We start from the raw sequence: 24299 nt of genomic DNA, 5'->3' as shown, positions 1-24299 counted from the left end.
AGCCGGACGCGCGCCCTACCCGATCGTCTGCAGCGCCGGGAACGTCTCCAGCAGCCAGATGCTCACATTGGAGACCGCGCCGGTGAGGAAGCCGATGCCGGTGATGACCATCAGCACGCCCATGGCACGCTCGACATTGACGAGCTGGCCCTTCATGCGCGCGAACAGTTTTGAGAACTGCTCGATCATCAGGGCTGCGATCAGGAAGGGAATGCCGAGGCCGGCGGAATAGACCGCGAGGAGCCCCGCGCCCTTCGTTACCGTGGCCTCGGCCGCGGCGATCGACAGGATCGCGGCGAGGATCGGGCCGATGCAAGGCGTCCAGCCGAAGGCGAAGGCGAGCCCCATCACATAGGCGCCCCAGAGGCCGACAGGTTTTGGCGCGGTCAGGCGCCCCTCGCGCATCAACAGGCCGATCCGCGTCAGCCCGAGGAAGTGCAGGCCCATAATGATGATGACGATGCCGGCCAGGATCGACAGCTCCGCCGACCAGGCGCGGATCAGTCCGCCGATCAGCGAGGCGCTGGCACCGAGCGCCACGAACACCGTGGAGAATCCGAGTACGAACAGCAGCGCCGCCATCATGATCGCGCGCTTGGAGGCCGAGGCCGGCTTATCGCTCTCGACATGCTCGATCGTGGCGCCGGTGAGATAGATCAGATAGGGCGGGACCAGGGGCAGCACGCACGGCGAGAGGAAGCTGACGAGGCCGGCAATCAGCGCCGCCGTGATCGAAACATTTTGCATGATGCAGTCGGAGCCATCCCGGGCCCTCGGGCTGGACGCGGGAAATGCGCACGCAACCGGGGCCGAACCGGCTCTGGTGTAGCCGATACCGGGGAATGCGCAACAGAGGCGCGATCAAACCAGGGCTCCTCCCGATGCCGTCTGCGATCACAGATGCGGCATCGGGACGCGCACAAACCTCGCCAAAAAGCGAGATCAGCGGCGCGCGGCTACTTCACCACGCGGAGCAGCGGACGCCGGGGCTGGTCCTGCGTCTGCTTGGAGGGGGGCAGCGGTTCGCTGGCAGCGCTCCGCAGCATTTCGTCGCACAGCGCCTTGAGGTCGGCACTGTCAATTCCTTTGAGCTTCATCCTGACATCGAGGATGACGATCGAGAGCAGCTCAGCCGACTCACGGCTGTTGCTCTCATTGAGGACCTTGCGGCACTCCTCGAGCGTCTCGAGCACCGACTGCAACTGTTCGTCTGAATGCGACACGGCGTTCTTTCCGTTAATTCGGGCTGCGAGACGTGCTTGAAACGATCCCCTCGGCCCCCATAGAGAGCCAAGGATAGCATGAGGACTCAGTGCCCTCGAATATGATTTCAGTGTGTTTCCGCGTCGAATCCGCGATTCCAGACAGCATCACCACGCGGTGCAGGTCGGAACGGTGAGAGGTGAAACGCTTAAAGCTAAAGCACCTGGGCCCGCGCGATCGATCCATCCCGCGAACTCGCGCGGCATTTCGCACGCCCTCCGGTCCGCATGGACCCGGCAATCCCGCAGCCATGGTAAGGCTCGCAACGGAACGCACGCGTACCCCTCTTCCGGGCGACAAATAGCCCGCTTCCCGATCCCAATCACACTAAAATACCACTTCGGGCGCGGTAAGTATGGCGTTCAAAACTCACCGTTCCCCAACCCGTCGTGGTTGTGGTTTGCGCTAGATTCTGCCAGTTTAGCGACCCGAAGGGACTTGTATGCACTCCTTGGCGGAAAGGGGCGTTCCACTGGAGGAACGCCTAAAGACAAACATCAGCGGCCTCTCCGATTGGGATGCGGCCCGCATCTTCTTGGAAGTCGTTCGATGCGGCAGTTTCCGCTCGGCGGCCGAACGCTTGTCCTTGTCGATCAACGCCGTTCGCCGACGAATCGATGATTTCGAGCGCCAGACCGGCACCACACTGTTCACCCGTGACGTCCACGGCACCCATCTCACCGACGAAGGCGCGCTGGTGGTCTCCGCTGTCGAGCGCATGGAGGCGGCCGCCTTCGACGTGCTGCGCACCAGCGATTCGACCGCCAACGCCCTCACCGGCGAGGTCCGCGTCGCCGTCACCGAGGGATTGGGCACCTTCTGGCTCGCCCCACGGCTGGTGGAATTCCAGCAGGCCTATCCGAAGGTCCTGGTCGACCTGCATTGCGCGATGCGCTCGGCGGACGTCTCCCGTCACGAGGCCGACGTCGCCATCCATCTGTCGCGGCCGGCGGCGCTCGACGTCAAGCTGGTGCGGCTCGGCCGCATGCATTTGATGTTCTGGGCTTCTGAAAAATACCTTGAGAAACACGGCACGCCGCGCTCGGCCCTCGAATTGATCAAGCACCGCCTGGTGCTGCAATTCGCCGACCAGCTCGCCGCCAAGGAAACATTTGAGAGCTTCTTCCCGGGCGTTCCGGAACGTGACCTTCTGGTCATGAAGACCAACGTCTCAAGCGCCAACTACTGGGCTGTCGCGAATGGCGCCGGAATCGGCGTATTCCCGAGCTATGCCATTGCGCTTGGCGGGAAATTGATTCCACTGGAGGTCGAATTGAACCGACCGCTGGATATCTGGTTGTCCTACCACCCTGGTAGTGGCCGGATTCCCCGCGTGCGGCACATGATTGATTGGCTGATCGAAGCTTTCAATCCAGCTCGGTTCCCGTGGTTTAAGGAAGAATTTGTGCACCCGCATGAATTCAAGGACTCGTATATGGGCGAACCCCTGACCCAGCTCTTCGGGGGATTTTCAACCGAAGAACAAAGGTGAAAACCAAAATGAAAGCAGCGGCGAAGAGAATGAAGCAGCGCAGTGCCGGCAAGCCGGACATTGAGCTTGGCAAGCGGATTCGCTTGCGGCGCGTCGAGATGAAGATCTCGCAGGCCGAGCTCGGCGAAAAGCTCGGCGTGAGCTTCCAGCAGGTCCAGAAGTACGAGAAAGGCGTCAATCGCGTCGGCGCGGCTCGGCTTCAGCAGATCGCCTCCGCTCTCGATGTGCCCGTGACCTTCTTCTATGACGGCGACAACAAGGCTCGCGAAGTCGAAAGCCTCCTGTTCCTGGACTCGGCTTTCAGCCTCCGCCTGCTGCGCGCCTACAGCAAGATCAAGGATCAGACGGTGCAGCGTCAGCTCGTCTCGCTGATGGAATCGATCGCGGCGAACGAAGCCTGATCGATCGACGGTCTGGCCATCACGGCCAATGTTCAATCCGCCGCGTCACGGGGGCGCGGCCGGATTGGGCGAGGCCTGTTGGCAGGATGAGGCCTGATTGGCTGGCCAAGGGCTTGCGCACCTTACGCGCGGCCTTCGATTTTTGGGGCGGCTTGGCCGCCCCTTTTTTTGGCGTTTTATCGCCATTCGCCGCGGTTTACGCGAACCCGTCCCAATCTTGTTGCGACCTAATCGAGAGCCTCCGCGTGGACGTACGGGGACCTCGATATGCACTGCTTAATGGGACCGCAACCCTGATGCCCTAGCTTCCCGCCGATTTCGCGAATCGGCGCACGCAGCAGCGGCCGGGAATTGCCTGATGGGGAAAACCAGACAGATGTCGAAACGCCATGCCGTGATCATTGCCATGGGCCTCCTCGCCAGCACCGCTGCGCTCGCGCAGACCGAGACCACGGGCCAGGCTGGCCCCAAACCCGCCGCCCCCAAAGCTGCCACTGCGGCACCGGCTTCGACTGCCGAGAGCCGCTCGGCCGCAGCACTCGCGCTGACGCATGAGCCGGCTTATGACGAAGGCACCGCCCAGCGCATCAAGGACGCGGCGCTGAGCTATTCCGATCTCGCGGTGCGCGGCGGCTGGCCGGCGATTCCTGCGGACGCCAAGTTTGCGCTCGGCGTCCAGGGCGCCAATGACGACCTCCTCCGCAAGCGGCTGATCCTCTCGGGCGACCTCGCTGCCGAGAAGGCGAGCGGCGCTTTCGACCACGATCTCGCCGACGGCGTGATGCACTTCCAGGCCCGCCACGGTCTTGCGCCGACGGGCACGATGACGCCGCGCACGCTCGCGGCCATGAACGTCACGGTGCAAAAGCGCATCCGCCAGCTGGAGGCGTCGCTCGAGCGGCTCGAAAACACCAATTTCAGCTTCGGCCCGCGCTATGTCGTCGTCAACATCCCCGCCGCCTTCGCCGAAGCGGTCGAGAACGACGTCGTGGTGCGGCGTTATCGCGTCATCGTCGGCAAGACAGAAAAGCCGTCGCCGACGCTGACGGCCCAGATCACCGGCGTGGTGCTGAACCCGACCTGGACGGTGCCGTCCTCGATCGCCAAGACCGAGATCTCCGCGCATATGCGCAAGGACCCGACCTATCTGTCGCGCATGCACATGGAGGTGCTCGACGGCCACGACAATCCGATCGATCCGCATTCGGTCGACTGGTCGGGCACACACACGCCGAACTTCACCGTGCGCCAGCAGAACGGCACCTTCAACGCGCTCGGCGCAGTGAAGATCGACATGCCGAACTCCTATTCGGTCTACATGCACGACACCAACCAGCGCAATCTGTTCAGCGATGACTACCGCTTCGATTCCCATGGCTGCTCCCGCGTCGACAATGTGCGCGACCTCGCCGCCTGGCTGCTCAAGGACCAGCCGAAATGGAGCCGTGCCGCGATCGACGCTGAGATTGCCACCGGTCAGCATCAGGAGGTCGCCATGGCGAGGAAGGTGCCGGTGGCGTGGATCTATCTGACGGCGTGGATGACCAGGGACCAGACCATCCAGTTCCGCAACGACGTCTATAACCAGGACGAGCAGTTGCTGGAGGCGACCGCCGAAGAAGCCGCGTTCTTCAGCAATGCCGGCAACCATCCGCTGACCGCGCATATGGCGCAGTAGGCATGCAATCGCGGCACGGGCGGATGCAGAGCCCCTTGCCCTGTCGCGGTTGACCCGGCCCTCGCCATAGTCGCACATTGCGCCTCGCCCATGACAAGCGAGCGCGCGATGACTGACCTCTCCCATCAAACTCCCTACGCCGACGGCAAGATCATCACACAGATCACCGACGGCGTCGGTGTGATCACCTTCAACAATCCCGACAAGCGCAACGCGATGTCGCTGGAGATGTGGGAGGGATTTGGCGAGGCGCTGACGAGCCTGCGCGACGACGACACGGTGCGCGTCGTGATCCTGCGCGGCGCCGGCGGCAAGGCGTTCGTCTCCGGCGCCGATATCAGCCAGTTCGAGAAAACCCGCCACAATGCGGCGGCGTCCGAGGAATACGGCAAGCGCAGCGCCGCCCAGCGCGCGCTGCTCGCCGATTACCCGAAGCCGACGATTGCCTGCATCCAGGGTTTTTGCCTCGGCGGCGGCATGCAGGTCGCGATGCTCGCCGACATCCGCGTCGCCGCGCATGACAGCCAGTTCGGCATCCCTGCCGCCAGGCTCGGCATCGCCTATGGCTATGACGGCTTGAAGCATCTGGTGTCGCTGGTCGGCCCGTCCTGGGCGCGGCTCCTGATGTACACGGGCATGCGCATCGATTCCGCCGAAGCGCTGCGCATCGGCCTCGTCGAACGCGTGATCCCGGACGATCAGCTCTGGGGCGAGACGATGGCCATCGCCACAACGATCTCGCAGAACGCACCGCTTGCGATCAAGGCCGCCAAGATCACCATCGCGCAGGTGCTGAAGGACGAAAGTGCGCGCGACATGGCCGCGATCAAGGCGATCGGCACGGCCTGCATGGACTCGGCGGATTTTCGCGAGGGCCGGCAGGCCTTCATGGAGAAGCGCAAGCCGCAGTTTTCGGGGCAGTAGCCCCGGAATCCGGTCGCGCCACTAAAAAACTCGATCACAATGAATTCTGGCAACAAAGGCTGTGCTAGCCCCTCTGCTTTCTGAATGAGTTCTTCACGACGATCTTGTCACCGCGAAACTGAAACAGGTCGCAACCGGCGACTTCAATTCGGTTGCCGCTCTTGTCGGTGCCCGAGAAAATCCACTCGGAAGCGCCCCGCTCACCGCTGACGAAATGCCGGGCGTCCATCCAGCGGGCGTCAGGGTAGATCTGCCAGGCGCGTTGAAAGCCGCGGCGAACGTCGTCGTACCCACGAAATGAGGTGCCGACCACATCCGGGCCGGCGTTGGCCTCGAAGACGCAATCTTCCGTCATGTAGGACATCAGCGCGTCGATGTCGTGCCTGTTCCACGCATCGGCGAAAGCCTGGAGGATTTGTTCGGTCATTTCGGCCATGGACATACCCGGAAAGTCTGAAGAGGTCAGGCGGCGTCTGCGAGACGCGCCAGCGCGAGATGGTCGTACAGGAAGCCGGCCATCAGGTCTTCCAGAGGCGCTATGCGGCCATCGGCTGCGGCGGACGGCGCGCTGCGCAGATAAAAGTGATTGGCGTCGGGGACACGGACAAACAGGCTGCCGAGGCCGACTCCGTCGAAATGGGCGCGCATTTCATCGATGCCACCGAGGATAACCGGAAGGTCGCTCTCGCCATACGAGACAAACGCGGCGGGCAGGTGAGCGCGCGACTTCAAATTTGCCTGCATAGTGGGGCCGGCAATGCGACCCGACAGCGCAATGACGGCTGCCACGGGTGCCTGTTCGGCGAAAGCCGAGTTGAGCGCAATTGCCGCGCCCGCGGAGAAGCCGCCGACGGCAATTCGCGCAACATCGACGCCGAAGTGCCCCGACCGACTGCGCACGAAATTGACCGCCATGGTCATGTCGTCGGTTGCGGCCTCCAGTGTGTCGTTCATCATCTCTGCTGTACTCGGCGGAAGACCCAAGAGACTGCGCACGAAATCGATGCGGTCACGGTTCTGCGGCTGGCCTGGCAGCAGAATGGGCGTGACTCCAGGATCGGGCGCTTCCTGCATCAGTCGATAGTCGATGGAGAAGCAGACATAGCCGCGCCGCGCGAATTCGAGGCAGTATTCCGCCATCGCGGTGCTCGGATTCTCTCCCTCGAAGACCTCGACACCCTTGGAGCCCCGGTGAAATGCGCCGCCGAAAGCCAGGATGAGCGCCGGCCGCGGCGTCGTCCGACCGTCTTGCGGCTGATAGACGTCGAGCTTGAGCGCGCGATAGCGTGACGGCCCCCGCCCGGCAACGTAGTCAACGCCGCCAAAGCCGTAAGTCACATCTTTGGTGACACCCACCTCGTAGATCTTGTCGACGAAAGGCTGCGAAGCATGCGGGCGAGACGGGGCCATCATCGTGATCTCCTTGGTGTCGGCTCAAAGGGTTTTCGCCGGGCCGGTACTGCCGCGCACGATCAGTTCGGTGGCTAGTTCGATATGTTCGAGCCCATCGCGTCCAGCGAGCCGCCCTATCAGGCATTCGGCGGCAAGGCGGCCCATCTCGTCGGCGGGCGTGCGCACCGTGGTGATGGCGGGATTCATCGCCGCCGCGATGTCGAGGTCGCCATAACCGACCACGGATACGTCTCCGGGAACCGAGAGGCCGCGCGCGGCGCATTCCATCATGGTGCCAGCGGCGAGAAGATCATTGGCGCAGATCACAGCAGTCGCCTTGGGAAAGCGTACCTGAACGGTGCGAAAAGCGTTACGGCCGTCCTGCAATCCGCTGCCGCCGGCATAGATCACGCGATCGGCGGTAAATTGCAGGTCGCGCTTGGCGAACGCCTCCTGGATGCCGGCCAGCCGTTCGCGTTCGCGGTCGCTGACGTTGAGAAAAGCCATCGTCGCGACGATGTCGCGGTGACCGAGATCGAGGAGATGATTGATGACCGGCTGGATTGCCTTGCGATGATCGAACCCGACTGAGGCAATAGTCTGGTCGTAGGACCAGGTGATGACGAACGGTTTCTTGAGATCTCGCAGGAGCGGGAGCAGCGCCGGATCGTGCTGCATGCCGACCAGAATGAAGCCGTCGACGCCCTGGCGCATCATCGAGCGCACCGCGGCAAGCTCGGTGGCCTCGCTAAAATCGGAGACGGCCAGCAGCAGCGTATAACCGTGCTTCGCAATCTCGCACTGGAGGCCCTCCACCGTGCTGGCGAAGTAAGCGTGGCGCAATGCGGGCATCACCGCACCGATCACCATGCTGCGGTTCTTGCGCAACGAGCGCGCGAGGCCGTCTGGAATGTAGTTGAGCCGGGTAGCGGCGTCGGTGACGCGCTTGAGCGTCTCGCCATTCAGCAGGTTCGGCGCATTGAAGGCGCGCGAGACGGTCGCCGGCGACACAGCGGCGAGACGGGCGACTTCCGCGAGGCGGCTGGTTCCAGACGTCTTGATGGTGCCGGGCATAGTCTATGATAACAATTTCAGTGAGCCATAGGCGTAACGGGAGACCGTCAGGAAGTCAAGCATTGGCCTGAGTTGAGCGAAAAATAGGCTGCTTCTCGGGATTTCGAAGGCGGATTGCCGTAAATTCGACCGTCGTCGCTCTTGACGAAATCAGCTGCGTAGGACTGAATTATGAAATTGATTTCATGTTCGGTGAGGCAAAGTCATGGGCAAGCGCAGCTACTTCCCCGGTTGGAGCGTGGTGATCGGGTCCGGCGTTGGGATTGCCTTCGGCTCCGTGCCGTTCTTCGCCGCGGGATTTGCCTTGCTCGCGAGCGCGATGGCCAAGCAGTTCGGCTGGACCCAGCCCGACGTCGCCAAAGCGGCATCGATCTATCTGTTCATGCAGATGTTGGCCTATCCCCTTTGTGGCCTGCCGCTCGACCGTTGGGGTTCACGCCGCTTCGCGATGCTGAGCATCGCGCTGTTCGCGGTGTCGCTGGTTTTGCTCAGCCGGATCGGTGATTCGCTGACGCAGCTCTATCTTGCCTTCGCCTTCATGGGCTTTATCAGCGCCGGCACCAACGTGGTGTCGTACGCCAGAGCAATCGCCCTTTGGTTCAATCGCAAGCGCGGCTTCGCACTCGGCCTTGCCGCAAGTGCACAAGCCATCGGCTCTTTCCTGATCCCGGTGCTCGCACATCGGCTAATCGACGCATACGGGTGGTCGTTCAGCCTTATCGCCTTTGCGGCCTTTGAGATTGTCGTTTGCTTGCCGCTCGTTGGTCTTCTGATCAAGGATAGTCCGGAACCTTACGGTCTCTTGCCCGACGGCGACCGTGAGCCGGACCGGAAAGCGCCGATGCGAGCTGTTGATGACAGCATGCCTACCAATGCGATCCTGCGCACCGCGGTGTTCTGGAAACTCGCAATCAGCTTCGCGATCATGGGCATGACATTCTACGCCATCGCGCCCAACATCGTTTACATCTTGACCAAGAAGGCCGGCATGAGCGTAGGCGACGTCGCCATGATTCAAGCGGCGTCAGGCATCGCGGTGCTGTTCGGTCGGATCGGATTCGGCTATCTGCTCGATCGTATCCACGCGCCGATCGTCGGCTTGATCGCGTTGGCGCTGACTGCGGTCTGTGCCGCAACTTACTCGCTCAGCGCAATGCCGGCACTGATCGTGATCGCGACGGTCCTGAATGGCCTCGCTATCGGCGGCGACACGGACCTTATGCCCTATCTGGCCAGCCGCTATTTCGGCAATGGTGCGGTGTCGCGTATTTTTGGCTGGTTCCTGTTTGCCTTCTTCCTCGGGGCGTCCGTTGGGCCACTGGCTTTCGCGCAGCTCAGCGCGAGCTTTGGCGGCGCAGGCACACCGCTTTTGATGCTGGTCGCATTGCAGGCCATCCCCGCGGCCCTCTTCTTGTCAATGGGGCGCTATCGCGTTGCTCCCCTTGGAGACGCTGACCTCGAGGAAGCGGCCGCCACGACCCATTAGGTGAAGCAACCACGCCGTCCGATGACTTTCAGAGCGCCGCAATCACCGCCTTCGCGATGTCGGCGGTACCGTTGCTGCCGCCAAATTCCATCGGCTTGAGACCACCGGCATAGACCTGATCGACCGCGCGTTCGATCTGCTCGCCGGCTTCCGCCGCGCTCTCGATGCCGTGCTTGTCGGCGAGCCAGTCCAGCATCATCGCCGCCGACAGGATCATGCCGGTGGGATTGGCCTTGCCCTGCCCCATGATGTCGGGCGCTGTGCCGTGGCACGGCTGGAACACGGCGTACTTGTCACCGATATCGGCCGACGGCGCCATGCCGAGGCCACCGATCAGGCTCGCGGTGATGTCGGAGACGATGTCGCCAAACATGTTCTCCATTACCATCACGTCGAAATCCCAGGGCCGCTTGACCAGCATCGCCGAGCAGGCGTCGACATAGAGGCGATCGGTCTTCACCCCGGGATGCTTCTTCGCGATCTCGTCGAAAATGCCGCGGAAGAACGCAAACGCCTTGAACACATTCGCCTTGTCGACACAGGCGAGGCTGCCCGGCTTGCCACGTGCCTTGCGACGCTCGGCGAGGCGAAACGAGAAGTCGAACAGCCGCTCGGAGGTCCTGCGCGTGATCACCATGGTCTCGCGCGCATCGTCATGCGTGACCACGCCCTTGCCCATCGAGGCGAACAGGCCTTCGGTGGACTCGCGGATCACGACGAGATCGATGCCGCGCTTGTCAGCGCCGACGATCGGGCTCGGCACGCCCGGAATCAGCCGCGCCGGGCGCACGCCCGCATAGAGATCGAAGATGAAGCGCAGCTCGATCTGCGGCGCGATCTCGGTATTGTCGGGGTAGCGCACCGCCGGCAGGCCGCAGGCGCCAAGCAGGATCGCGTCGGCTTCCTCGCATAATTTGATTGTGGACTCCGGCATCGACTTGCCGGTGGCGAGATAGTTGTTGGCACCGGCGGGCGCCTCGGTGAAGCGGAAGCGCAAGCCCGACCTCGTCTCGATCTTGCGCAGCACCTCGAGCGCGGGCGCCATGACTTCGGGACCGATGCCGTCACCGGCGAGCACGGCAATGTGGAAGGCGTTGTTTGCGGGCATGAGGGCGTTCCTGCGCGAAGGTCAGAGTGATTTCGTCATTGCGAGGAGCTCTCGCGACGAAGCAATCCAGACTGCTTCCGCGGGTGGATTTCTGGATTGCTTCGATACGCTCGCAATGACGGAGGATGGAGCGCTCGTTACGGCGTCAGCACCGTGCGCCCGACCACCGCGCCCTGTTGCAATTGCACCAGCGCGTCGTTGGCCCTGTTGAGCGGCTGTCGCGTCACCGGGATCGGCGGTATGTTCTTCGCGCGGACAAGATCGAGCAGCTCCTGCGTTTCGCGCAGATTTCCGACGTAGCTGCCCTGGATCGTCACCGCCTTGATCGGGATCAATGGGAGGGCCCAGGTCGCGCCGCCGCCGAACAGGCCGACGATGACGAGCTTGCCGCCTTTGGTCAGGCAGTCGAAGCCGAGCTGTGTCGTCGCGGCATTGCCGACGAGATCGATCACGGCGCGGATCGGGCCGCCCGCTTTCTTCGCCAATTGCTCCAGCGCATCCGGCGCCTTGGGATCGACGGTCGCGAGCGCGCCGGCCTTTTCCGCCGCTTCACGCTTTCTGGCGTCGATATCGACCATGATCGCGCCTTTGCCGCCCATTGCCTTCAAGAGCGACAGCGCCATCAGGCCGAGACCGCCGGCGCCGAACATCACGATCGGCGTATCAAAATGCTGCTCGACCTTCTTCAGTGCGCTGTAGGTGGTGACGCCCGAACAGGCATAGGGCGCGGCCGACGCGGGTTCGAGACCCCTAAGGTTAAGCAGATAGCGCGGATGCGGCACCAGCATGTGATCGGAATAGCCGCCGTCGCAATAGACGCCGAGCGAGCGCGGCGTCAGGCACATGTTCTCGTCACCGGCGAGGCAGGTGGCGCATTTGCCGCAGCCGATCCAGGGATAGACCAGGCCGACATCGCCAAGCTTGAGGCCGCCCTGGTCGGTCGGCTTCACGTCAGGTCCGAACGCCAAAACTTCGCCCACGGTCTCGTGGCCCATGGTCAGCGGCAGATTGATGCCGCGGTCTTTCAGCGAGAGCGGCTTGCGGCCATGGCCGAGATCGTAGCCGCCTTCCCAGATGTGAAGGTCGCTGTGGCAGACGCCGGCGGCCTTCACCTTGATCAGCACCTGCGTGCCCGACGGTTGCGGCGTCGCCTCGTCGAACTCTTGCAGCGGCGCCTTGAAATCGGCGACCTTGAAACTCTTCATGGCGTCCTCCCGGCATACTCTTCGTCGCGCCACCATGCCACGGCCGGCAAGGCGAGACAAACCCGGGACCTGTCTTAGTTTAGCCCAGCGGATGGTGGCAAGCTACGAACTGGCCGCGCGCGACCTCACGCAACTCCGGTATCTCCGCGCTGCATCGCTGGTCCGCCCGCGGGCAGCGGGTGCGGAAGCGGCAACCGGACGGTGGCGCAATCGGCGATGGCGGCTCGCCGATCGCCACACTCTCGGCGGGACGCACATCCGGATCAGGCACCGGGATCGCTTCCAGCAACAGCCCGGTATAGGGATGCGCGGGCTTTGCAAACAATTGCTCGGACGGGCCGACCTCGCAGAGCCGGCCGAGATACATCACCGCGACGCGATCGCTGACCGCTTTGACCACGGCAAGGTCATGCGCGATGAACAGCAGCGTCAGGCCGAACCGCGTCTTCATCTCCTCCAGCAGATTGAGGATCTGCGCGCGGATGGAGACGTCAAGCGCGGAGACCGGCTCGTCGCAGACGATGAACTCGGGGTTGAGCACGAGCGATCGCGCGATGCAGATGCGCTGGCACTGTCCGCCGGAGAACTCGTGCGGCAGGCGCCCTGCCACGAGATCGGGATCGAGCCCAACCGCGGAGAGCACCTCGTGAACACGCCGCTTGCGCTCGGCGGCATCCTTGACACCGGCGATGATCAACGGCTCGGCGACGATGTCACCGATGCGCCGGCGCGGATTGAGCGAAGCGATCGGGTCCTGGAAGATCAACTGCACGCGGCGGCGCATTTTTCGCAGCGCCTCGCCCTCCATCGCGGTGAGGTCCTCGCCGTCGAACAGCACGCGGCCACTTTTGGCGCGGCGCAATTGCAGCACCGCGCGCCCCAGCGTCGACTTGCCGCAGCCAGACTCGCCGACCAGCCCCAGCGTCTCGCCACGGGCAACGTAAAGGCTGACGCCGGAGACGGCGTGCACGGTCTTGTTGCCGAGACCATATTCGACGACGAGATTGTCGACGTTCAGCAGCGGCTCATCGCGCACGGCGAGCTGCATCATGCGCCAATCCCTTCCGCCATCTGGATCGGATGGAAGCAGGCGTAAAGATGGCCCGGCATCTCGGCACTCTTCAATTCCGGCTTGGCTTCGTGACAGCGCCCGGCCGCATAGCGGCAGCGCGGCGCGAACGAGCAGCCTTTGAGCGGTCGCGTCGGATCGGGCGGACGGCCGGAGATGGCGGGCAACGGTGTATGCGGCGCTGTATCAAGCTTCGGGATCGCCGCCAGCAGCGCCTCGGTGTAGGGCATGTGCATGCGCTTGAAGAGCGCCTGCGTCGGCGCGCGCTCCACCACCCTGCCCGCATACATCACCGCGACCTCGTCGGCGCGGCCCGCGACAACGCCGAGATCGTGGGTGATGATGATCATCGCCATGTGGCGGCGGCGCTGCTCTCGCGCCAGCAGATCGAGGATCTGCGCCTGGATGGTGACGTCGAGCGCCGTGGTCGGCTCGTCCGCAATCAGGAGCTTCGGCTCGCAAGACAGCGCGATCGCAACGGCGATGCGCTGACGCATGCCGCCGGAGCATTGATGCGGATATTGCGCGAGCCGCTGCTCCGGCGCGGGAATGCCGACGGCGGCGAGCAACTCGATGCTGCGCTTCCGCGCGGCCGGCCCGTCGAGCTCGAGATGCTCCTGGATCGTCTCCATCAACTGGGTGCCGATCGTGAGCACCGGATTGAGCGAGGTCATGGGATCCTGGAACACCACCGCGAGGTCACGCGCGCGCAGGCGTCGCAGGCTTTCAGGCGCGAGCCGGACCAGATCCTGGCCGTCGAACATCACACGCCCGGAGAGCTTCGCCTTCCTTGGCAGCAGTTGAAGGATCGCGCGCGACAGCATGGTCTTGCCGCAGCCGGATTCACCGACGATGCCGAGCGTACGGCCCGCCTCTAGCGACAAATCGACATGATCGACCGCGCGCAAATTGCCGCGCGGGGTCGGCAGCTCGACCCCGACATCCTCGATAGTCAGCAGCGGCGTGCTCACAGCGCCCCCTGACGCGGGTCGGTCAGTGCCCGCATGGTGTCGCCGACGAGGTTGAACGCCAGCACGGTCATGAACAGCCCGATCGCCGGCAGGAAGGCCAGCCGCGGCGCGACGTCGAGACTGTCGCGCCCCTCGCCGATCATGCTGCCCCAGCTTGCCATCGGCGGCGGCACACCGAGCCCCAGGAAAGACAGCGCACCCTCGACCACGATGGTGACGGCAACGCCGAGCAGGAAGAAGGCGAGCAGCGGCAGGATCACGTTCGGCAGCAGCTCGCGCAGCAGGATGCGCGCATGGCTGGCACCGAGCGCCTCGGCGGCGATCACGAACTCGCGCCGCGCCAGCGTCAGCGTCGCCGCACGCGCCACCCGCATGAAGGCGGGAATGCCGAGCACGCCGAGGATGATGGTGAGATTGGGAATGGACTGGCCGAGAAAGGCGGTCACGGCGAGCGCGAAGATCAGCGGCGGAAACGCGAGCAGCACATCCATGCTGCCGACCACGAGCGTCTCGAACCGGCCGCGGAAATAACCGGCAAGCAGGCCCAGCGCACCGCCGAGCGTCAGGCCGATCATCGGCGCGATCAGCCCCACCGTGAGCGATACGCGCGCGCCAAAGATCAGCCGGGCGAATTCGTCGCGGCCAAGGCCGTCGGTGCCGAGCCAGTGCTCGCTCGAAAAGGCCGCGCGGCGCTCCAGCATGTCCATGTCTACAGGGTTCTGCAGCGGCAGTACCGGCGCGAGGATCGCGAGCGCAAGAACGGCGGCGAGCCAGGTACTCGCGATCCAGAACAGCAGCCCGAGCTTGCGCTTGCGCCGGACCGGCGCCGACACCTCGTCCTGCATCGAGAGCTCAAGCGTGGCCATGGCGGATCCTCGGATCGAGCACGGCGTAGAGCATGTCGACGATGAAGTTCACGAGGACGAAGCCGCAGGCGACCAGCAGCACCACGCCCTGGAGGATGACGAGGTCGCGGGTGTAGATCGCCCCGACCAGAAGCCGGCCGATGCCCGGTAGCGCGAAGATCGATTCCACGATCAGCGTGCCTCCAAGCAGGCGGCCGATATTGATGCCGGTGACCGTCACCAGCGTCAGCGACGACGGCTTCAGCGCATGCACGAACAGGATACGCGAGGGCTTCAGGCCTTTTGCTTTGGCGAGCGCAATGTAGTCCTCCTGCAAGGTCGCGATCATGTCGGAGCGCAGCACCCGCATGATGCCCGGCCATTCGGCGAGTGCCAGTGTCAACGACGGCAGCACGAAGAAGCGCAGATTCGCGAGCGGCTCTTCAGTGAACGGCACGTAGCCCGTCGCCGGCAGCCAGTGCAGCTCGACTGCAAACAGGTAGATCAGCAGAATCGCAACCAGAAAGGACGGCATCGACAGCATTGCAAACGCGCTGCCGGTCATGAAGCGATCGAACGCGCCGCCGGCGCGCGCGGCGCAGGCGATGGCGACAGGAACGCCGATCAGAAGGCCGATGAATTCGGCCATCAGCATCAATTCGAGCGAGACCGGAATGCGCTCGGAGACCGCCTGCAGCACGGTCTGCCCGGTGCGGAACGAGCGGCCGAGATCGCCCTGGAGCACATGACCAAGCCAGCTCAGATAGCGCCACCAGATCGGCTGATCGAGCCCCATATCGTGGCGAAGCGCGGCAACCTTCTCTGGCGTCGCCTGATCGCCGAGGATGACATAGGCAAGATCGCCCGGCAGCAGCGAGGCGATCAGGAAGGTCAGCAACGAGACGGCGAGCAGGACCGGAACAACGTACAGGAAGCGGCGCGCAACGAAGGCGACCATGCGCAGGTTATTCCTTCCAGACGCGGGACACGTCGATCATCCCGCTATACATCTTGGGCAGCCCTTTGATGTTCGCGCTCGATACCGCGAAATACGTGTTCTGGAAGGTCCAGAACCAGATCGCTTCATTGTTGATTACGCGCGTGGCCGCACAATAATCCTCGGTGCGCTGGCCGACCTCGGCGGTCACGCGCGCGTGCTCGAGGAGCTTGTCCAGCTCGGGGTTCGAGTAATTTGCCAGCGCGACCGGGCTGCCGGTGTGGAAGTTGGCGAACATCTGCGGATCGGGATCGGCGAGGTCGACGATGCGCCATGGGATGAGCTGGAATTGCCGCATGAAGGCTCGCGGCGGAATGGTCGCTTGATCGACCTGATCGAGCTCCATGCTGGCACCGACATTCTTCCAGAATTGCTGCAACACCTGGCCGATGATACGGCCGCGCGGCGTGGCCGTGACCACCATCTTGAACTCGACCGGCTTGCCATACTCCTTGATCAGGGCCTTGGCTTTTGCAACGTCGAGCGGCAATGCGCCGTCATCCTTGCACTTGACCCACGAGCCGTCGCCGTAGGGGTTTGTCGCAGGCTTGGCGAGCCCGTTGGTGATCGCCTGTGACATCTTCTTGCGGTCGATCGCCATCACCAGCGCCTGCCGCACCCGGACGTCGTCGAACGGCGGTGTCTTTGTATTGAAGGCGTAGACCTGAGCGCCCGAGCCCGTGTAGCTGTGCACGGTCAGCTTCGGATCCTTCTGAGCTTTTTGAATGTTGTCGGGATCGTATTCGTCATCCCAGATGAGGTCGGCTTCGCCCGACTGCAGGCTTGCAAAGCGCGACTGCGCGTCGGGCAGCGGCTTCAGGATGATGCGATCGAGATAGACCTTGTCCTTGTCCCAATAGTCGGGATTCCTCTCCAGGATCATGCGATCGCCGGCGGTCCATGACTTCAGAATATAGGGCCCGGTGCCGACGGGGTTCCGGTTGTAGTCGTCGCCTTTGGTCTTCCAGGCGGTCGGCGAATGCACCGCGGCGTTCTGGTTGGGATAGGACACCAGCGTCGGATAATTCACCGAGGGATCGTTGAGATTATAGACGACCGTCAGCTCGTCAGGCGCCTGAACGTTATTGACGGCAGCGATGTAGAATGCGCACCGGCACTTGTTGGCGGGATCCTTCTGCCGGTCGAAATTGGCCTTATACGCCTCGGCGTTGAAAGGCGTCCCATCGTGGAACTTGACGCCGGGGCGCAGTTTGAACGTCCAGGTCTTGAAGTCGTCCGAATGCGTCCAGGACAGCGCAAGCTTGGGCTGCGCCTCGCCCTTGTCGTCGAGATAGGTCAACGTGTCGAAGATCGCGGCCGCCGGGGTGAGCACCGCCGCGTCGTACACGCCAACCTTCAGCGGATCGAAGCCGGGAACATCGAGCTCCAGGCCGACGGTGATGCTGCCGCCCGGCTTCTGCGCGTGCACTGGGGTAGCCAGCGGAAGAAGCGCAAATGCCGCAACAAGGAAAATCGGCGCGCGCTTGCACGCTGCGGCGGCGATGTTCGTCATGGTTCCTCCCGGGATCCTCGTCCGATGTTTCGGATCGTTGGAATGACTCGGGGGCGAGCTTGGCGACAAATGCGCGCCACGGCAAGAGGAACACAGGGGGTTCGATGCCGCACGTGCGCGGCGTGACGCGCTCAGCTGGTCGCTTGTGTTTTGCCTGACGGAATTGGCGCCGCGCCGCCGAGGCCGATCTCCTCGCGCAGTTCGCGCGTGTGCTCGCCGAGCTCGGCCACGGTCTCGCCCGGCGTAGTATCGGCGCCCGTCATCCGGAACGGCAGGTTGATCACCCTAAACGAGCCGCCTCCGTCGTCCACCGACGAGAGCGCCTGCCGGTGCGCGAGCTGCGGGTCGGCCAGGGCTTCTTTGATCGTGCGATAGGCCGAGGCCGGCACGCCGGCAGCGCTTAAATCCACAAGACATGCGTCAGTCGTGAGCTGCTTGGACCACTCCTCGACGCCGTCCATCATGTCGGCCCAGTGCTCGCGCCGCGGAGCGTAGGAGGCGAAGCGCGGATCGGAGATCCATTCGGGACGGCCGATCACGCCCATCAGCGCCTGGAACGTCTTCTCGCTGGCGACCGTGATCATGACATAGCCGTTGGCCGTCTCGGTCGGCCCGAACATCGGGCGCGGCGGCGGCTTCACCGCAAATTGCGAGTTCTGCAGCTCGATCACCGTCAAGGTCAGCATCGACTCCAGCATGGAGACGTCGATGTGCTGGCCGAGCCCGGTCACGGTGCGCTGATAGAGCGCGGATGCGATCGCGCCGAAGCCGTAGGTGCCGGTGACGACATCGGCATGGTAGATGCCGCAATAGTCCGGACGGTTGCGACCGGGCTGGTAGGCGAGATGCGCCATGTCGTAGCCGGACGCCGCATGGATCACCGGCGCGTAGGCCGGCAGCTCGGCCGAGGGACCGCTCTGGCCATAGCCGGAGATGGAGCAGTAGATCAGCCTGGGATTGACCGAACGGAGGCTGTCATAGTCGAGCCGCAGCCGACGCATCACGCCCGGACGAAAATTCTCGACCAGGATGTCTGCGGTGGCGACCAGCCGGCGGACCGCCTCCTTGCCGTCCTCGGACTTGAGGTCGAGCACCGCGCTCTTCTTGCCGACATTGAGCTGGCCGAACACGGTGCTGCAGCCCTTGCGCAACGGCGGCCGCGTCCGCATCGTCTCGCCGCCGTCGGTCTCGATCTTGATGACCTCGGCGCCCATGTCGGCCAGCATCCGCGCGCAATGGGGGCCGGCGATCGTGGTCGAAAAATCCAGGACCCGCAGGCCGGCGAAGGCCTTTGTCGTCGTCCCCTCATGCTTATCTGCTAACTGCATACGTGCCGCGTCCTTGCCTGCGTCCTTGCCGGTGTCCTTGGGGCCCTTAGGAACCATCGATGTTCCCTGTTGTTGGTGCGCAGACCCTAGATGGCGGCGGCTGAGTAGGAAAGTCTTTACCGAACGGACGCGCCTCGCAGGGGGGCTAGCGATTTTCAGGACAACTGGACCCGATCTTGCATAGCAGCAATCGGGATCGGGAGAGGGCAATCGTTCTTGAGGGTCTTATTCGTTACCACAGAGATGGACGACTTCGTCCGCGTCGGCGGACTTGGTGCCGTTTCCGCTGCCCTCCCCCGAGCGCTCCGCCCCTTCGCCGATATCCGGATCATGCTGCCCGGCTATCGCGATATCATCGAGCAACTCACGCATATTCAGATCGTTGGGCGCTGCCCGGCGTTCGCGGAGATGCCGGCCTGCTCGCTCGGCCGGGCCGCCACCAAGGACGGCCTGCCGGTCTATGTACTGTTGTGCTCACAACTCTACGACCGGCCCGGCAATCCCTATGGCGACGAGTCCGGGCGCGACTGGCCCGACAACGACATCCGCTTCGCACGCTTTGCTTCGGCTGCCGCTGAGCTTGCGATGGGCAAGCTGGACAAGAATTGGGCAGCAGACCTGGTCCATGCCAATGACTGGCAGGCCTCGCTCGTGCCGGCCTATCTCGCCTGGCGCGGCGCCAAGCTGCCGTCGATCCTGACCATTCACAACCTCGCCTATCAGGGTCTCTTCCCGAAGGACTCGCTGCGGCGGATCGGCGTTCCCGAAAGCTCCTTCCACATCGACGGCGTCGAGTTCTACGACCAGCTCTCGTTCCTCAAGGCCGGCCTCGTCTATGCCTCGCACCTCACCACCGTCAGCGGCACCTATGCGCGCGAGATCACGACGGAGGAATTCGGCTGCGGCCTCGAAGGCCTGCTCCGCGTCCGCTCCGATGCATCGGAGCTCACCGGTATCCTCAACGGCATCGACGAGAGCTGGGACCCACGCTCCTGCGCCCAGCTCGCGCAGCAATTCGGCGCCGGCGACTGGGTCGGCAAGAAGGCCAATGCGGATTACGTGCGCAAGCAGTTTGGCCTCGCGGTCTCGCGCGGGCCGATGTTCGCGATCGTCGCACGCCTCGTGCACCAGAAGGGTATCGACCTCGTGCTGTCGGCGGCCGACGAGATCATCGATGCCGGCGGGCAGATCGTCGTCACCGGATCCGGCGAGCCGGCGCTCGAGCAGGCGCTGGTCGACGCCCATCGCCGCCGTCCCGACGCCATCGGCGTCACCATCGGCTTCAACGACGCCCAGGCGCGGCGCATTTTTGCCGGCAGCGATTTCACATTGATGCCGTCGCGCTTCGAACCGTGCGGGCTCAGCCAGATGTATGCCCAGCGTTTCGGCTCGCTGCCGATCGGCCACCAGACCGGCGGCCTTGCAGAAACCATCACCGACGGCGAGACCGGCTTCCTGTTCTCAAGACCTTCGCACGAGTCGTTCCTCGGCGGTGTCCGCCGCGCCTTCGAGGCGTTCATGGCCCAGGACCAGCTCGACACCATGCGCCGCAGCGCCATGGGCCGGTCGTTCTCGTGGAACATCTCGGCGGGAAGCTACAGCGCGCTGTACCGGAAGCTGGCGGCGGTGTGAGGCAGGATCTGCTTCCACAACCTCCGTCATTGCGAGCGCTACTCTATCTCCCGTCACCCTGAGGTGGCCGCTCCTTCAGCGGCCCTCGAAGGGCGACGGCCCGCCTGCAGCAGCGGGGCCGTGCATCCTTCGAGGCTCCCGGCGCGATGCTTTTGCATCGCGCCACTCGCACCTGAGGATGACGGATTAAGAGTGGAGATCCTCACCCCTTCCCGCGCGCATCCATCCGCGGCCGGCCGATCCAGGCGCGATTGAGGCAGCGGGTCATCCAGTCGGGCTGCGGCTCCCCTCGGAGCCGGGCCTGCGCTTCCTGATAGGGGCCGACATAGCGCAGCCGGTCGGGCAATTTCGGATAGACGCGGCGTATCCATCTCAGCGCATTGTCGGCTGCCCTCTTGTCGCGCTCATCAAGCTCAAACCCAAAGCCTGCGCGCAGACGCTCCGGCAAAAGGCTCGCTGTGAGCGCGCGATACCAGCGCGGCGGCCGCAACCATGGGCGCGCACCGCCAAAGATCTGCGCGGCGATCTCGCGTGCCGCCGGGCTGACGGTCAGCGTATCCGACTGTGCCATCGCTGCGGTGTAGGCCGCAAAGCCGGACCAGTCCGCCGGCAGATCATCGGCCGTCAGACCGAACAGCGCGCCAAACGTCCGGCCCTCGGTCCAGTAGCGCTCGCGCTCCTCCACCGAGAGCGGTGGCAGCACCAGATCGTGCGCCATCAGCGCGGTCTCGACCAGTGTCGCGTGAACCCAGCGCAGCGACGGGATGTCGTTGGCGCAATAGCGCGAGCCCGCCGCGAAGGGACCGACCGCCTCCGGCATCTCGCCGACGATCATGCCGTGACGCCGGTGCAGTTGGCGGGACGACAGCATGGCCCGATCGAGCGAGCCGAACACCATGGCAAAGACGATATCGAAGGTACGATGGAAGCGCCCGATCGGATCGGCAAGGGTTTTGGAGTGCTCGGCAATGGCCGCCGCGACCCAGGGATGCGCGAGTTGAAGCAGCAGCGCACGGCCGGCACCGAGAAAGATGACGGCCTCGCGATCGATCCGCCAGGTCACCGTGTCAGGACCGAACACGCCGGGCACCGATCCCGCCGCTTGGGCACGGACCCGATCGAGAGCCAATTCCAGATCGTTCCCGGTCACCACTTGCAGGGCCTTTCGCTTGCGGACGAAAGCCGACGATCCGCAAGGCCTGTGGCAATTCGATGAAGCGGACGACGGCTTGCAGCGCTATTCCGCGGCCAGCGGCATCTCGTCGATATGCTCGTGCAGCACCACGCCCGACAACGGATCGAATTCGCCGGTCCACGGCGCACGCGCCAGCACCGACCTTGTATGCGCGTAACCGGCCTCCCAGCGCTGCATGATGCCGGACGGGCTGAAGTCGATGTCCTTGGTATAGGTCTCGCGATCGAGCTGCGGTGCCAGCAACCGCACCACATGCATGCGCGTCGAGCAGCCATAGCTGATCAACTCCCTCACCGCGGGATCATCGCGCTCGCCCTCGGGCAAGCGTGCCGCAAGCTGGTTGATGACGTGGCGCAGCCGATGGGCCTGCTGCTGGCGCTCGATCTGGCTCGCGATCCGGCTGGAATATTGCACGTCCTTGTGCCGGGTCAGGACCTCTCTCATCGTGGTCGGCTCGGCGCCGATGGGATTCCACAGATGCACGGAGAAGATCAGCGAATCCCGGCGCGGATTGTCGTCGAACACGGCTTCCGTCGGCGAGTTCGAGAGGATGCCGCCGTCCCAATAGAGCTCGCCATCGATACGCACCGCCGGGAAAGCCGGCGGCAGCGCACCCGAGGCCATCACATGCTTCACCGTCAGCGCGCAGTCGCGGCTGTCGAAATAGCGCATCTGGCTGGTGCCGACATGCGCAGCGCCAACCGTGAGACGCGGCGCGCCGCGATTGGCGAGGCTGAAATCGACGAGCTCGCGCAACGTGCTCTCCAGCGGCGCGGTCGAATAATAGCCGGCGCGATCGGCGCCGAGCGGATAGCACTCGCCGGCATGTGCCAGCGGATTAGGCTGGAAGAAGCCAGCAATGCCGCCAGTGACGGTCGACCAATAGCCGAGCACGTCGTCGAAGCCGGGAACGCCGGTCCGCAGCGACCAGGCCGGGCTCTGCTCCATCCGCTTCCAGAACTGCTTCAGGCGCGCGAGCCGGTTCTCCGGCGCGTTGCCCGCGATCAGGCTCGCATTGATGGCGCCGATCGAGGTGCCGATGACCCAGTCCGGCTCGATGCCCGCCTCGTGCAGGGCCTGGTAGACGCCGGCCTGATAGGAGCCGAGCGCACCGCCGCCCTGCAGCACCAGCACGATCTGTCCCGGCAGGTCGTTGGGCCTGCACATCTCGGCGTTTCCCTGCATGCCCGTCGCACTCCTGCTCCAAAGAGCCTTACGCAAAATCCTCCGGCATTGTTACGCCCGGCGACCGCCGGCCGTCCAGCGACCATCGTCCGGATGGGGGTGCAGATATCAGCGGAACCGGCGGAGCGTTAACGCTTTGCTGGCTGCTGGCCATGACCGCCGGCGACCGCGCCACGCCGCCGAGGACCATTTGTGGCCGGCTGACCTGGTTCAGCCGGCCATTTCTTTTGCAGCGACGCCGGTGCGCCGGGTCTCCGGCATCACGAACAGGATCAGCAGCAGCCCTGTCGCAGCAATGCTCGCCAGCCCGAAGAACGCGGTCGCATTGCCGAACTTGTCGCTGACATAGCCGCCAAGCGCAGTGCTCAAGGACGCACCGATGCCGGTCGCAGTGCCGACGATGCCCTGCGCCAGATTGAAATGCCCGCTGCCGAAAGCGACGTCGGCCACGATCAGCGGGATCATCACCGCGAACACCGCCGCGGTAAAACCGTCGAACACCTGCACCAGCACCAGCAGATAGGGATCGCGCACGGTCGCGAACAGCACCCCGCGGATTGTCAGCGCGGCGAACCCGATCAGCAGCAACGGCCGCCGGCCCCAGAGCTGCGCCTTGCGCCCGACCGTCGGCGACAACAACGCGACGATCGCCTGCGGCACGACAATGCAGAAGGCAACGAGCACTGTCGCCCATTGGCTCGACCGCGCCGTCACCGCGCTTGCCATCAGCGGCATCATCGAGGCGTTGGCGAGCTGCAGCAGCAGCACGCTCAGTGCAAAGACGATGAGCGGTTTCTGCCGGATCAGATGCCAGATATTGGTGTCGCCGGGAACCGGCGCCTCGCGCGGCATCTCGCCGTGACAGCGCGCGATGTCGACCTCCTCTTCGCGGATCCGCGACAGCGCGATCAGGGTCGGGATCGCGAGCAGAAAGGTGACAAGGAATACCGAGCGGCTGGAGAGAAGATATCCGGCCGTGCCCATCACCGCAGCGGCGACGCCGTTGCCGAGCGACGCAAAGCGGGCGTTGCGACCGAGCCGCTCGCCGATCGCGAACGGGCCGACCAAACCGAGGCTGATCGCCGCGATCGCCGGGCCCAGCACACAGCTCGCCGCCGCATGCAGCGTGGCCGCCACGATCACCACCGGGAAGATCGGCATCGCCGCATAGGCGAGCGCGCAGCAGCCGATGGTTACGATCGCAAGCGCCGCAACCAGCCGCTCGGATTTCGCGGCGTCGATGATGGCCCCACCCGGCATCTGGCCGATCAGCGCGACGATGCCCCCGATCGACAGTACCAGGCCGATCTCGACCTGGGTCCATTTCTGCGTGGTCAGATAGACGGCGATGAAGGGGCCGAATCCGGTCTGCACGTCGGCGAGGAAGAAGATGAACCAGTCGAGGCCGCGCAGGCTCCGGCGCGACGGCGCCGGAATGCCCGTGGCCGTTGGCGCGCCAGCGAAATTGTCCTGCTCAACGCGGCCGCCGCGATCCCGGGCTCCATGGTTCGGCTTCTTCGATAAAAGCACCGGCGGCCATC

22 protein-coding genes are annotated in these 24299 nt (G+C 64.2%); 6 read left to right on the top strand and 16 right to left on the bottom strand.

Annotation, left to right across the window (positions count from 1 at the left end):
- Positions 1-15 precede the first annotated feature (15 nt).
- Together ACLFLU_RS13320 and ACLFLU_RS13315 are read right to left on the bottom strand one after the other, a co-directional pair.
- Positions 16-747 carry a cytochrome c biogenesis CcdA family protein gene (locus ACLFLU_RS13320; RefSeq protein WP_426412634.1) on the bottom strand — a complete coding sequence of 244 codons (732 nt, stop codon included), beginning with the start codon at positions 745-747 and terminating at the stop codon, positions 16-18.
- Between the two features lie 209 nt (positions 748-956).
- Positions 957-1223, bottom strand: a complete 267-nt coding sequence (locus ACLFLU_RS13315; protein WP_027528892.1) for a hypothetical protein — start codon at positions 1221-1223, stop codon at positions 957-959.
- A gap of 482 nt (positions 1224-1705) precedes the next feature.
- Here ACLFLU_RS13315 and ACLFLU_RS13310 point away from each other — a divergent pair, with 482 nt between their 5' ends.
- The 4 genes from ACLFLU_RS13310 (at position 1706) to ACLFLU_RS13295 (ending at position 5758) form a co-directional block, all read left to right on the top strand.
- The gene (locus ACLFLU_RS13310) at positions 1706-2755 is read left to right on the top strand and encodes a LysR family transcriptional regulator (protein WP_426412633.1); all 1050 of its coding nucleotides are present in this window, start codon (positions 1706-1708) and stop codon (positions 2753-2755) included.
- A 29-nt stretch (positions 2756-2784) separates the two neighbouring features.
- Entirely contained in the window at positions 2785-3156 is a 372-nt protein-coding gene (locus tag ACLFLU_RS13305) for a helix-turn-helix domain-containing protein (RefSeq protein WP_027546544.1), read from the top strand.
- 376 nt (positions 3157-3532) lie between these two features.
- Positions 3533-4834: a L,D-transpeptidase family protein gene (locus ACLFLU_RS13300; protein WP_426412632.1), complete on the top strand. Its 1302-nt coding sequence runs from the start codon at positions 3533-3535 to the stop codon at positions 4832-4834.
- Positions 4835-4942: 108 nt separating this feature from the next.
- Entirely contained in the window at positions 4943-5758 is an 816-nt protein-coding gene (locus ACLFLU_RS13295; RefSeq protein ID WP_426412631.1) for an enoyl-CoA hydratase, read from the top strand.
- A 64-nt stretch (positions 5759-5822) separates the two neighbouring features.
- Here ACLFLU_RS13295 and ACLFLU_RS13290 read toward each other — a convergent pair whose 3' ends face one another.
- Genes ACLFLU_RS13290 through ACLFLU_RS13280 form a run of 3 tightly spaced genes read right to left on the bottom strand, consistent with a single transcriptional unit; the run spans position 5823 to position 8224 of the window.
- Positions 5823-6194 (bottom strand): nuclear transport factor 2 family protein, encoded by a 372-nt coding sequence (locus ACLFLU_RS13290; protein WP_426412630.1) that lies wholly within the window; start codon positions 6192-6194, stop codon positions 5823-5825.
- A gap of 26 nt (positions 6195-6220) precedes the next feature.
- Positions 6221-7171 (bottom strand): alpha/beta hydrolase, encoded by a 951-nt coding sequence (locus ACLFLU_RS13285; protein ID WP_426412629.1) that lies wholly within the window; start codon positions 7169-7171, stop codon positions 6221-6223.
- 21 nt (positions 7172-7192) lie between these two features.
- On the bottom strand, positions 7193-8224 hold the full coding sequence (locus ACLFLU_RS13280) for a LacI family DNA-binding transcriptional regulator (protein ID WP_426412628.1): 1032 nt from the start codon (positions 8222-8224) through the stop codon (positions 7193-7195).
- A 205-nt stretch (positions 8225-8429) separates the two neighbouring features.
- On the opposite strand from ACLFLU_RS13280, the gene ACLFLU_RS13275 reads away from it, so the two are divergent.
- Positions 8430-9710, top strand: coding sequence for an MFS transporter (locus tag ACLFLU_RS13275; RefSeq protein WP_426412627.1), 1281 nt, complete (start codon positions 8430-8432; stop codon positions 9708-9710).
- A gap of 28 nt (positions 9711-9738) precedes the next feature.
- Here ACLFLU_RS13275 and ACLFLU_RS13270 read toward each other — a convergent pair whose 3' ends face one another.
- The 8 genes from ACLFLU_RS13270 to ACLFLU_RS13235 form a co-directional block, all read right to left on the bottom strand.
- Positions 9739-10818, bottom strand: a complete 1080-nt coding sequence (locus ACLFLU_RS13270) for an isocitrate/isopropylmalate dehydrogenase family protein (protein WP_426412626.1) — start codon at positions 10816-10818, stop codon at positions 9739-9741.
- A 137-nt stretch (positions 10819-10955) separates the two neighbouring features.
- Positions 10956-12023: an alcohol dehydrogenase gene (locus tag ACLFLU_RS13265; protein WP_426412625.1), complete on the bottom strand. Its 1068-nt coding sequence runs from the start codon at positions 12021-12023 to the stop codon at positions 10956-10958.
- Between the two features lie 79 nt (positions 12024-12102).
- The gene (locus ACLFLU_RS13260) at positions 12103-13074 is read right to left on the bottom strand and encodes an ABC transporter ATP-binding protein (RefSeq protein WP_426412624.1); all 972 of its coding nucleotides are present in this window, start codon (positions 13072-13074) and stop codon (positions 12103-12105) included.
- Positions 13071-14063: an ABC transporter ATP-binding protein gene (locus ACLFLU_RS13255; protein WP_426412623.1), complete on the bottom strand. Its 993-nt coding sequence runs from the start codon at positions 14061-14063 to the stop codon at positions 13071-13073. The genes ACLFLU_RS13260 and ACLFLU_RS13255 overlap by 4 nt, the downstream gene beginning before the upstream one ends.
- Positions 14060-14929, bottom strand: coding sequence for an ABC transporter permease (locus tag ACLFLU_RS13250; protein ID WP_426412622.1), 870 nt, complete (start codon positions 14927-14929; stop codon positions 14060-14062). The genes ACLFLU_RS13255 and ACLFLU_RS13250 overlap by 4 nt, the downstream gene beginning before the upstream one ends.
- Positions 14916-15866, bottom strand: a complete 951-nt coding sequence (locus tag ACLFLU_RS13245; protein ID WP_426412621.1) for an ABC transporter permease — start codon at positions 15864-15866, stop codon at positions 14916-14918. The genes ACLFLU_RS13250 and ACLFLU_RS13245 overlap by 14 nt, the downstream gene beginning before the upstream one ends.
- A 7-nt stretch (positions 15867-15873) precedes the next feature.
- Positions 15874-17418 (bottom strand): ABC transporter substrate-binding protein, encoded by a 1545-nt coding sequence (locus ACLFLU_RS13240; RefSeq protein ID WP_426412620.1) that lies wholly within the window; start codon positions 17416-17418, stop codon positions 15874-15876.
- Positions 17419-17549: 131 nt separating this feature from the next.
- A complete protein-coding gene (locus ACLFLU_RS13235) occupies positions 17550-18746 on the bottom strand; it encodes a CaiB/BaiF CoA transferase family protein (RefSeq protein WP_426413980.1) in 1197 nt (398 codons plus the stop codon).
- A gap of 243 nt (positions 18747-18989) precedes the next feature.
- Between ACLFLU_RS13235 and glgA the strand changes: the two genes are divergently transcribed.
- Positions 18990-20378 carry a glycogen synthase GlgA gene (gene glgA, locus ACLFLU_RS13230; RefSeq protein WP_426412619.1) on the top strand — a complete coding sequence of 463 codons (1389 nt, stop codon included), beginning with the start codon at positions 18990-18992 and terminating at the stop codon, positions 20376-20378.
- Between the two features lie 202 nt (positions 20379-20580).
- Here the strand turns inward: glgA and ACLFLU_RS13225 are convergent, their stop codons facing one another.
- The 3 genes from ACLFLU_RS13225 to ACLFLU_RS13215 form a co-directional block, all read right to left on the bottom strand.
- Positions 20581-21531 carry an oxygenase MpaB family protein gene (locus tag ACLFLU_RS13225; protein WP_426412618.1) on the bottom strand — a complete coding sequence of 317 codons (951 nt, stop codon included), beginning with the start codon at positions 21529-21531 and terminating at the stop codon, positions 20581-20583.
- Positions 21532-21615: 84 nt separating this feature from the next.
- Positions 21616-22758, bottom strand: coding sequence for a patatin-like phospholipase family protein (locus tag ACLFLU_RS13220; RefSeq protein ID WP_426412617.1), 1143 nt, complete (start codon positions 22756-22758; stop codon positions 21616-21618).
- Positions 22759-22968: 210 nt separating this feature from the next.
- Entirely contained in the window at positions 22969-24288 is a 1320-nt protein-coding gene (locus tag ACLFLU_RS13215) for an MFS transporter (protein ID WP_426412616.1), read from the bottom strand.
- Positions 24289-24299: the final 11 nt, after the last annotated feature.

The organism is Bradyrhizobium ganzhouense, assembly GCF_049949285.1.
Lineage (GTDB): Bacteria > Pseudomonadota > Alphaproteobacteria > Rhizobiales > Xanthobacteraceae > Bradyrhizobium > Bradyrhizobium ganzhouense.
This window is presented reverse-complemented; position numbering and strand designations above follow the sequence as displayed.

Excerpts from the sequence above, each read along its gene's own strand:
- ACLFLU_RS13320 (WP_426412634.1), bottom strand. The coding sequence starts at position 747 with ATGCAAAATGTTTCGATCACGGCGGCGCTGATTGCCGGCCTCGTCAGC.
- ACLFLU_RS13310 (WP_426412633.1), top strand. The coding sequence starts at position 1,706 with ATGCACTCCTTGGCGGAAAGGGGCGTTCCACTGGAGGAACGCCTAAAG.
- ACLFLU_RS13305 (WP_027546544.1), top strand. The coding sequence starts at position 2,785 with ATGAAGCAGCGCAGTGCCGGCAAGCCGGACATTGAGCTTGGCAAGCGG.
- ACLFLU_RS13300 (WP_426412632.1), top strand. The coding sequence starts at position 3,533 with ATGTCGAAACGCCATGCCGTGATCATTGCCATGGGCCTCCTCGCCAGC.
- ACLFLU_RS13295 (WP_426412631.1), top strand. The coding sequence starts at position 4,943 with ATGACTGACCTCTCCCATCAAACTCCCTACGCCGACGGCAAGATCATC.
- ACLFLU_RS13290 (WP_426412630.1), bottom strand. The coding sequence starts at position 6,194 with ATGGCCGAAATGACCGAACAAATCCTCCAGGCTTTCGCCGATGCGTGG.
- ACLFLU_RS13285 (WP_426412629.1), bottom strand. The coding sequence starts at position 7,171 with ATGATGGCCCCGTCTCGCCCGCATGCTTCGCAGCCTTTCGTCGACAAG.
- ACLFLU_RS13280 (WP_426412628.1), bottom strand. The coding sequence starts at position 8,224 with ATGCCCGGCACCATCAAGACGTCTGGAACCAGCCGCCTCGCGGAAGTC.
- ACLFLU_RS13275 (WP_426412627.1), top strand. The coding sequence starts at position 8,430 with ATGGGCAAGCGCAGCTACTTCCCCGGTTGGAGCGTGGTGATCGGGTCC.
- ACLFLU_RS13270 (WP_426412626.1), bottom strand. The coding sequence starts at position 10,818 with ATGCCCGCAAACAACGCCTTCCACATTGCCGTGCTCGCCGGTGACGGC.
- ACLFLU_RS13265 (WP_426412625.1), bottom strand. The coding sequence starts at position 12,023 with ATGAAGAGTTTCAAGGTCGCCGATTTCAAGGCGCCGCTGCAAGAGTTC.
- ACLFLU_RS13260 (WP_426412624.1), bottom strand. The coding sequence starts at position 13,074 with ATGATGCAGCTCGCCGTGCGCGATGAGCCGCTGCTGAACGTCGACAAT.
- ACLFLU_RS13250 (WP_426412622.1), bottom strand. The coding sequence starts at position 14,929 with ATGGCCACGCTTGAGCTCTCGATGCAGGACGAGGTGTCGGCGCCGGTC.
- ACLFLU_RS13245 (WP_426412621.1), bottom strand. The coding sequence starts at position 15,866 with ATGGTCGCCTTCGTTGCGCGCCGCTTCCTGTACGTTGTTCCGGTCCTG.
- ACLFLU_RS13240 (WP_426412620.1), bottom strand. The coding sequence starts at position 17,418 with ATGACGAACATCGCCGCCGCAGCGTGCAAGCGCGCGCCGATTTTCCTT.
- ACLFLU_RS13235 (WP_426413980.1), bottom strand. The coding sequence starts at position 18,746 with ATGCAGTTAGCAGATAAGCATGAGGGGACGACGACAAAGGCCTTCGCC.
- glgA (WP_426412619.1), top strand. The coding sequence starts at position 18,990 with ATGGACGACTTCGTCCGCGTCGGCGGACTTGGTGCCGTTTCCGCTGCC.
- ACLFLU_RS13220 (WP_426412617.1), bottom strand. The coding sequence starts at position 22,758 with ATGCAGGGAAACGCCGAGATGTGCAGGCCCAACGACCTGCCGGGACAG.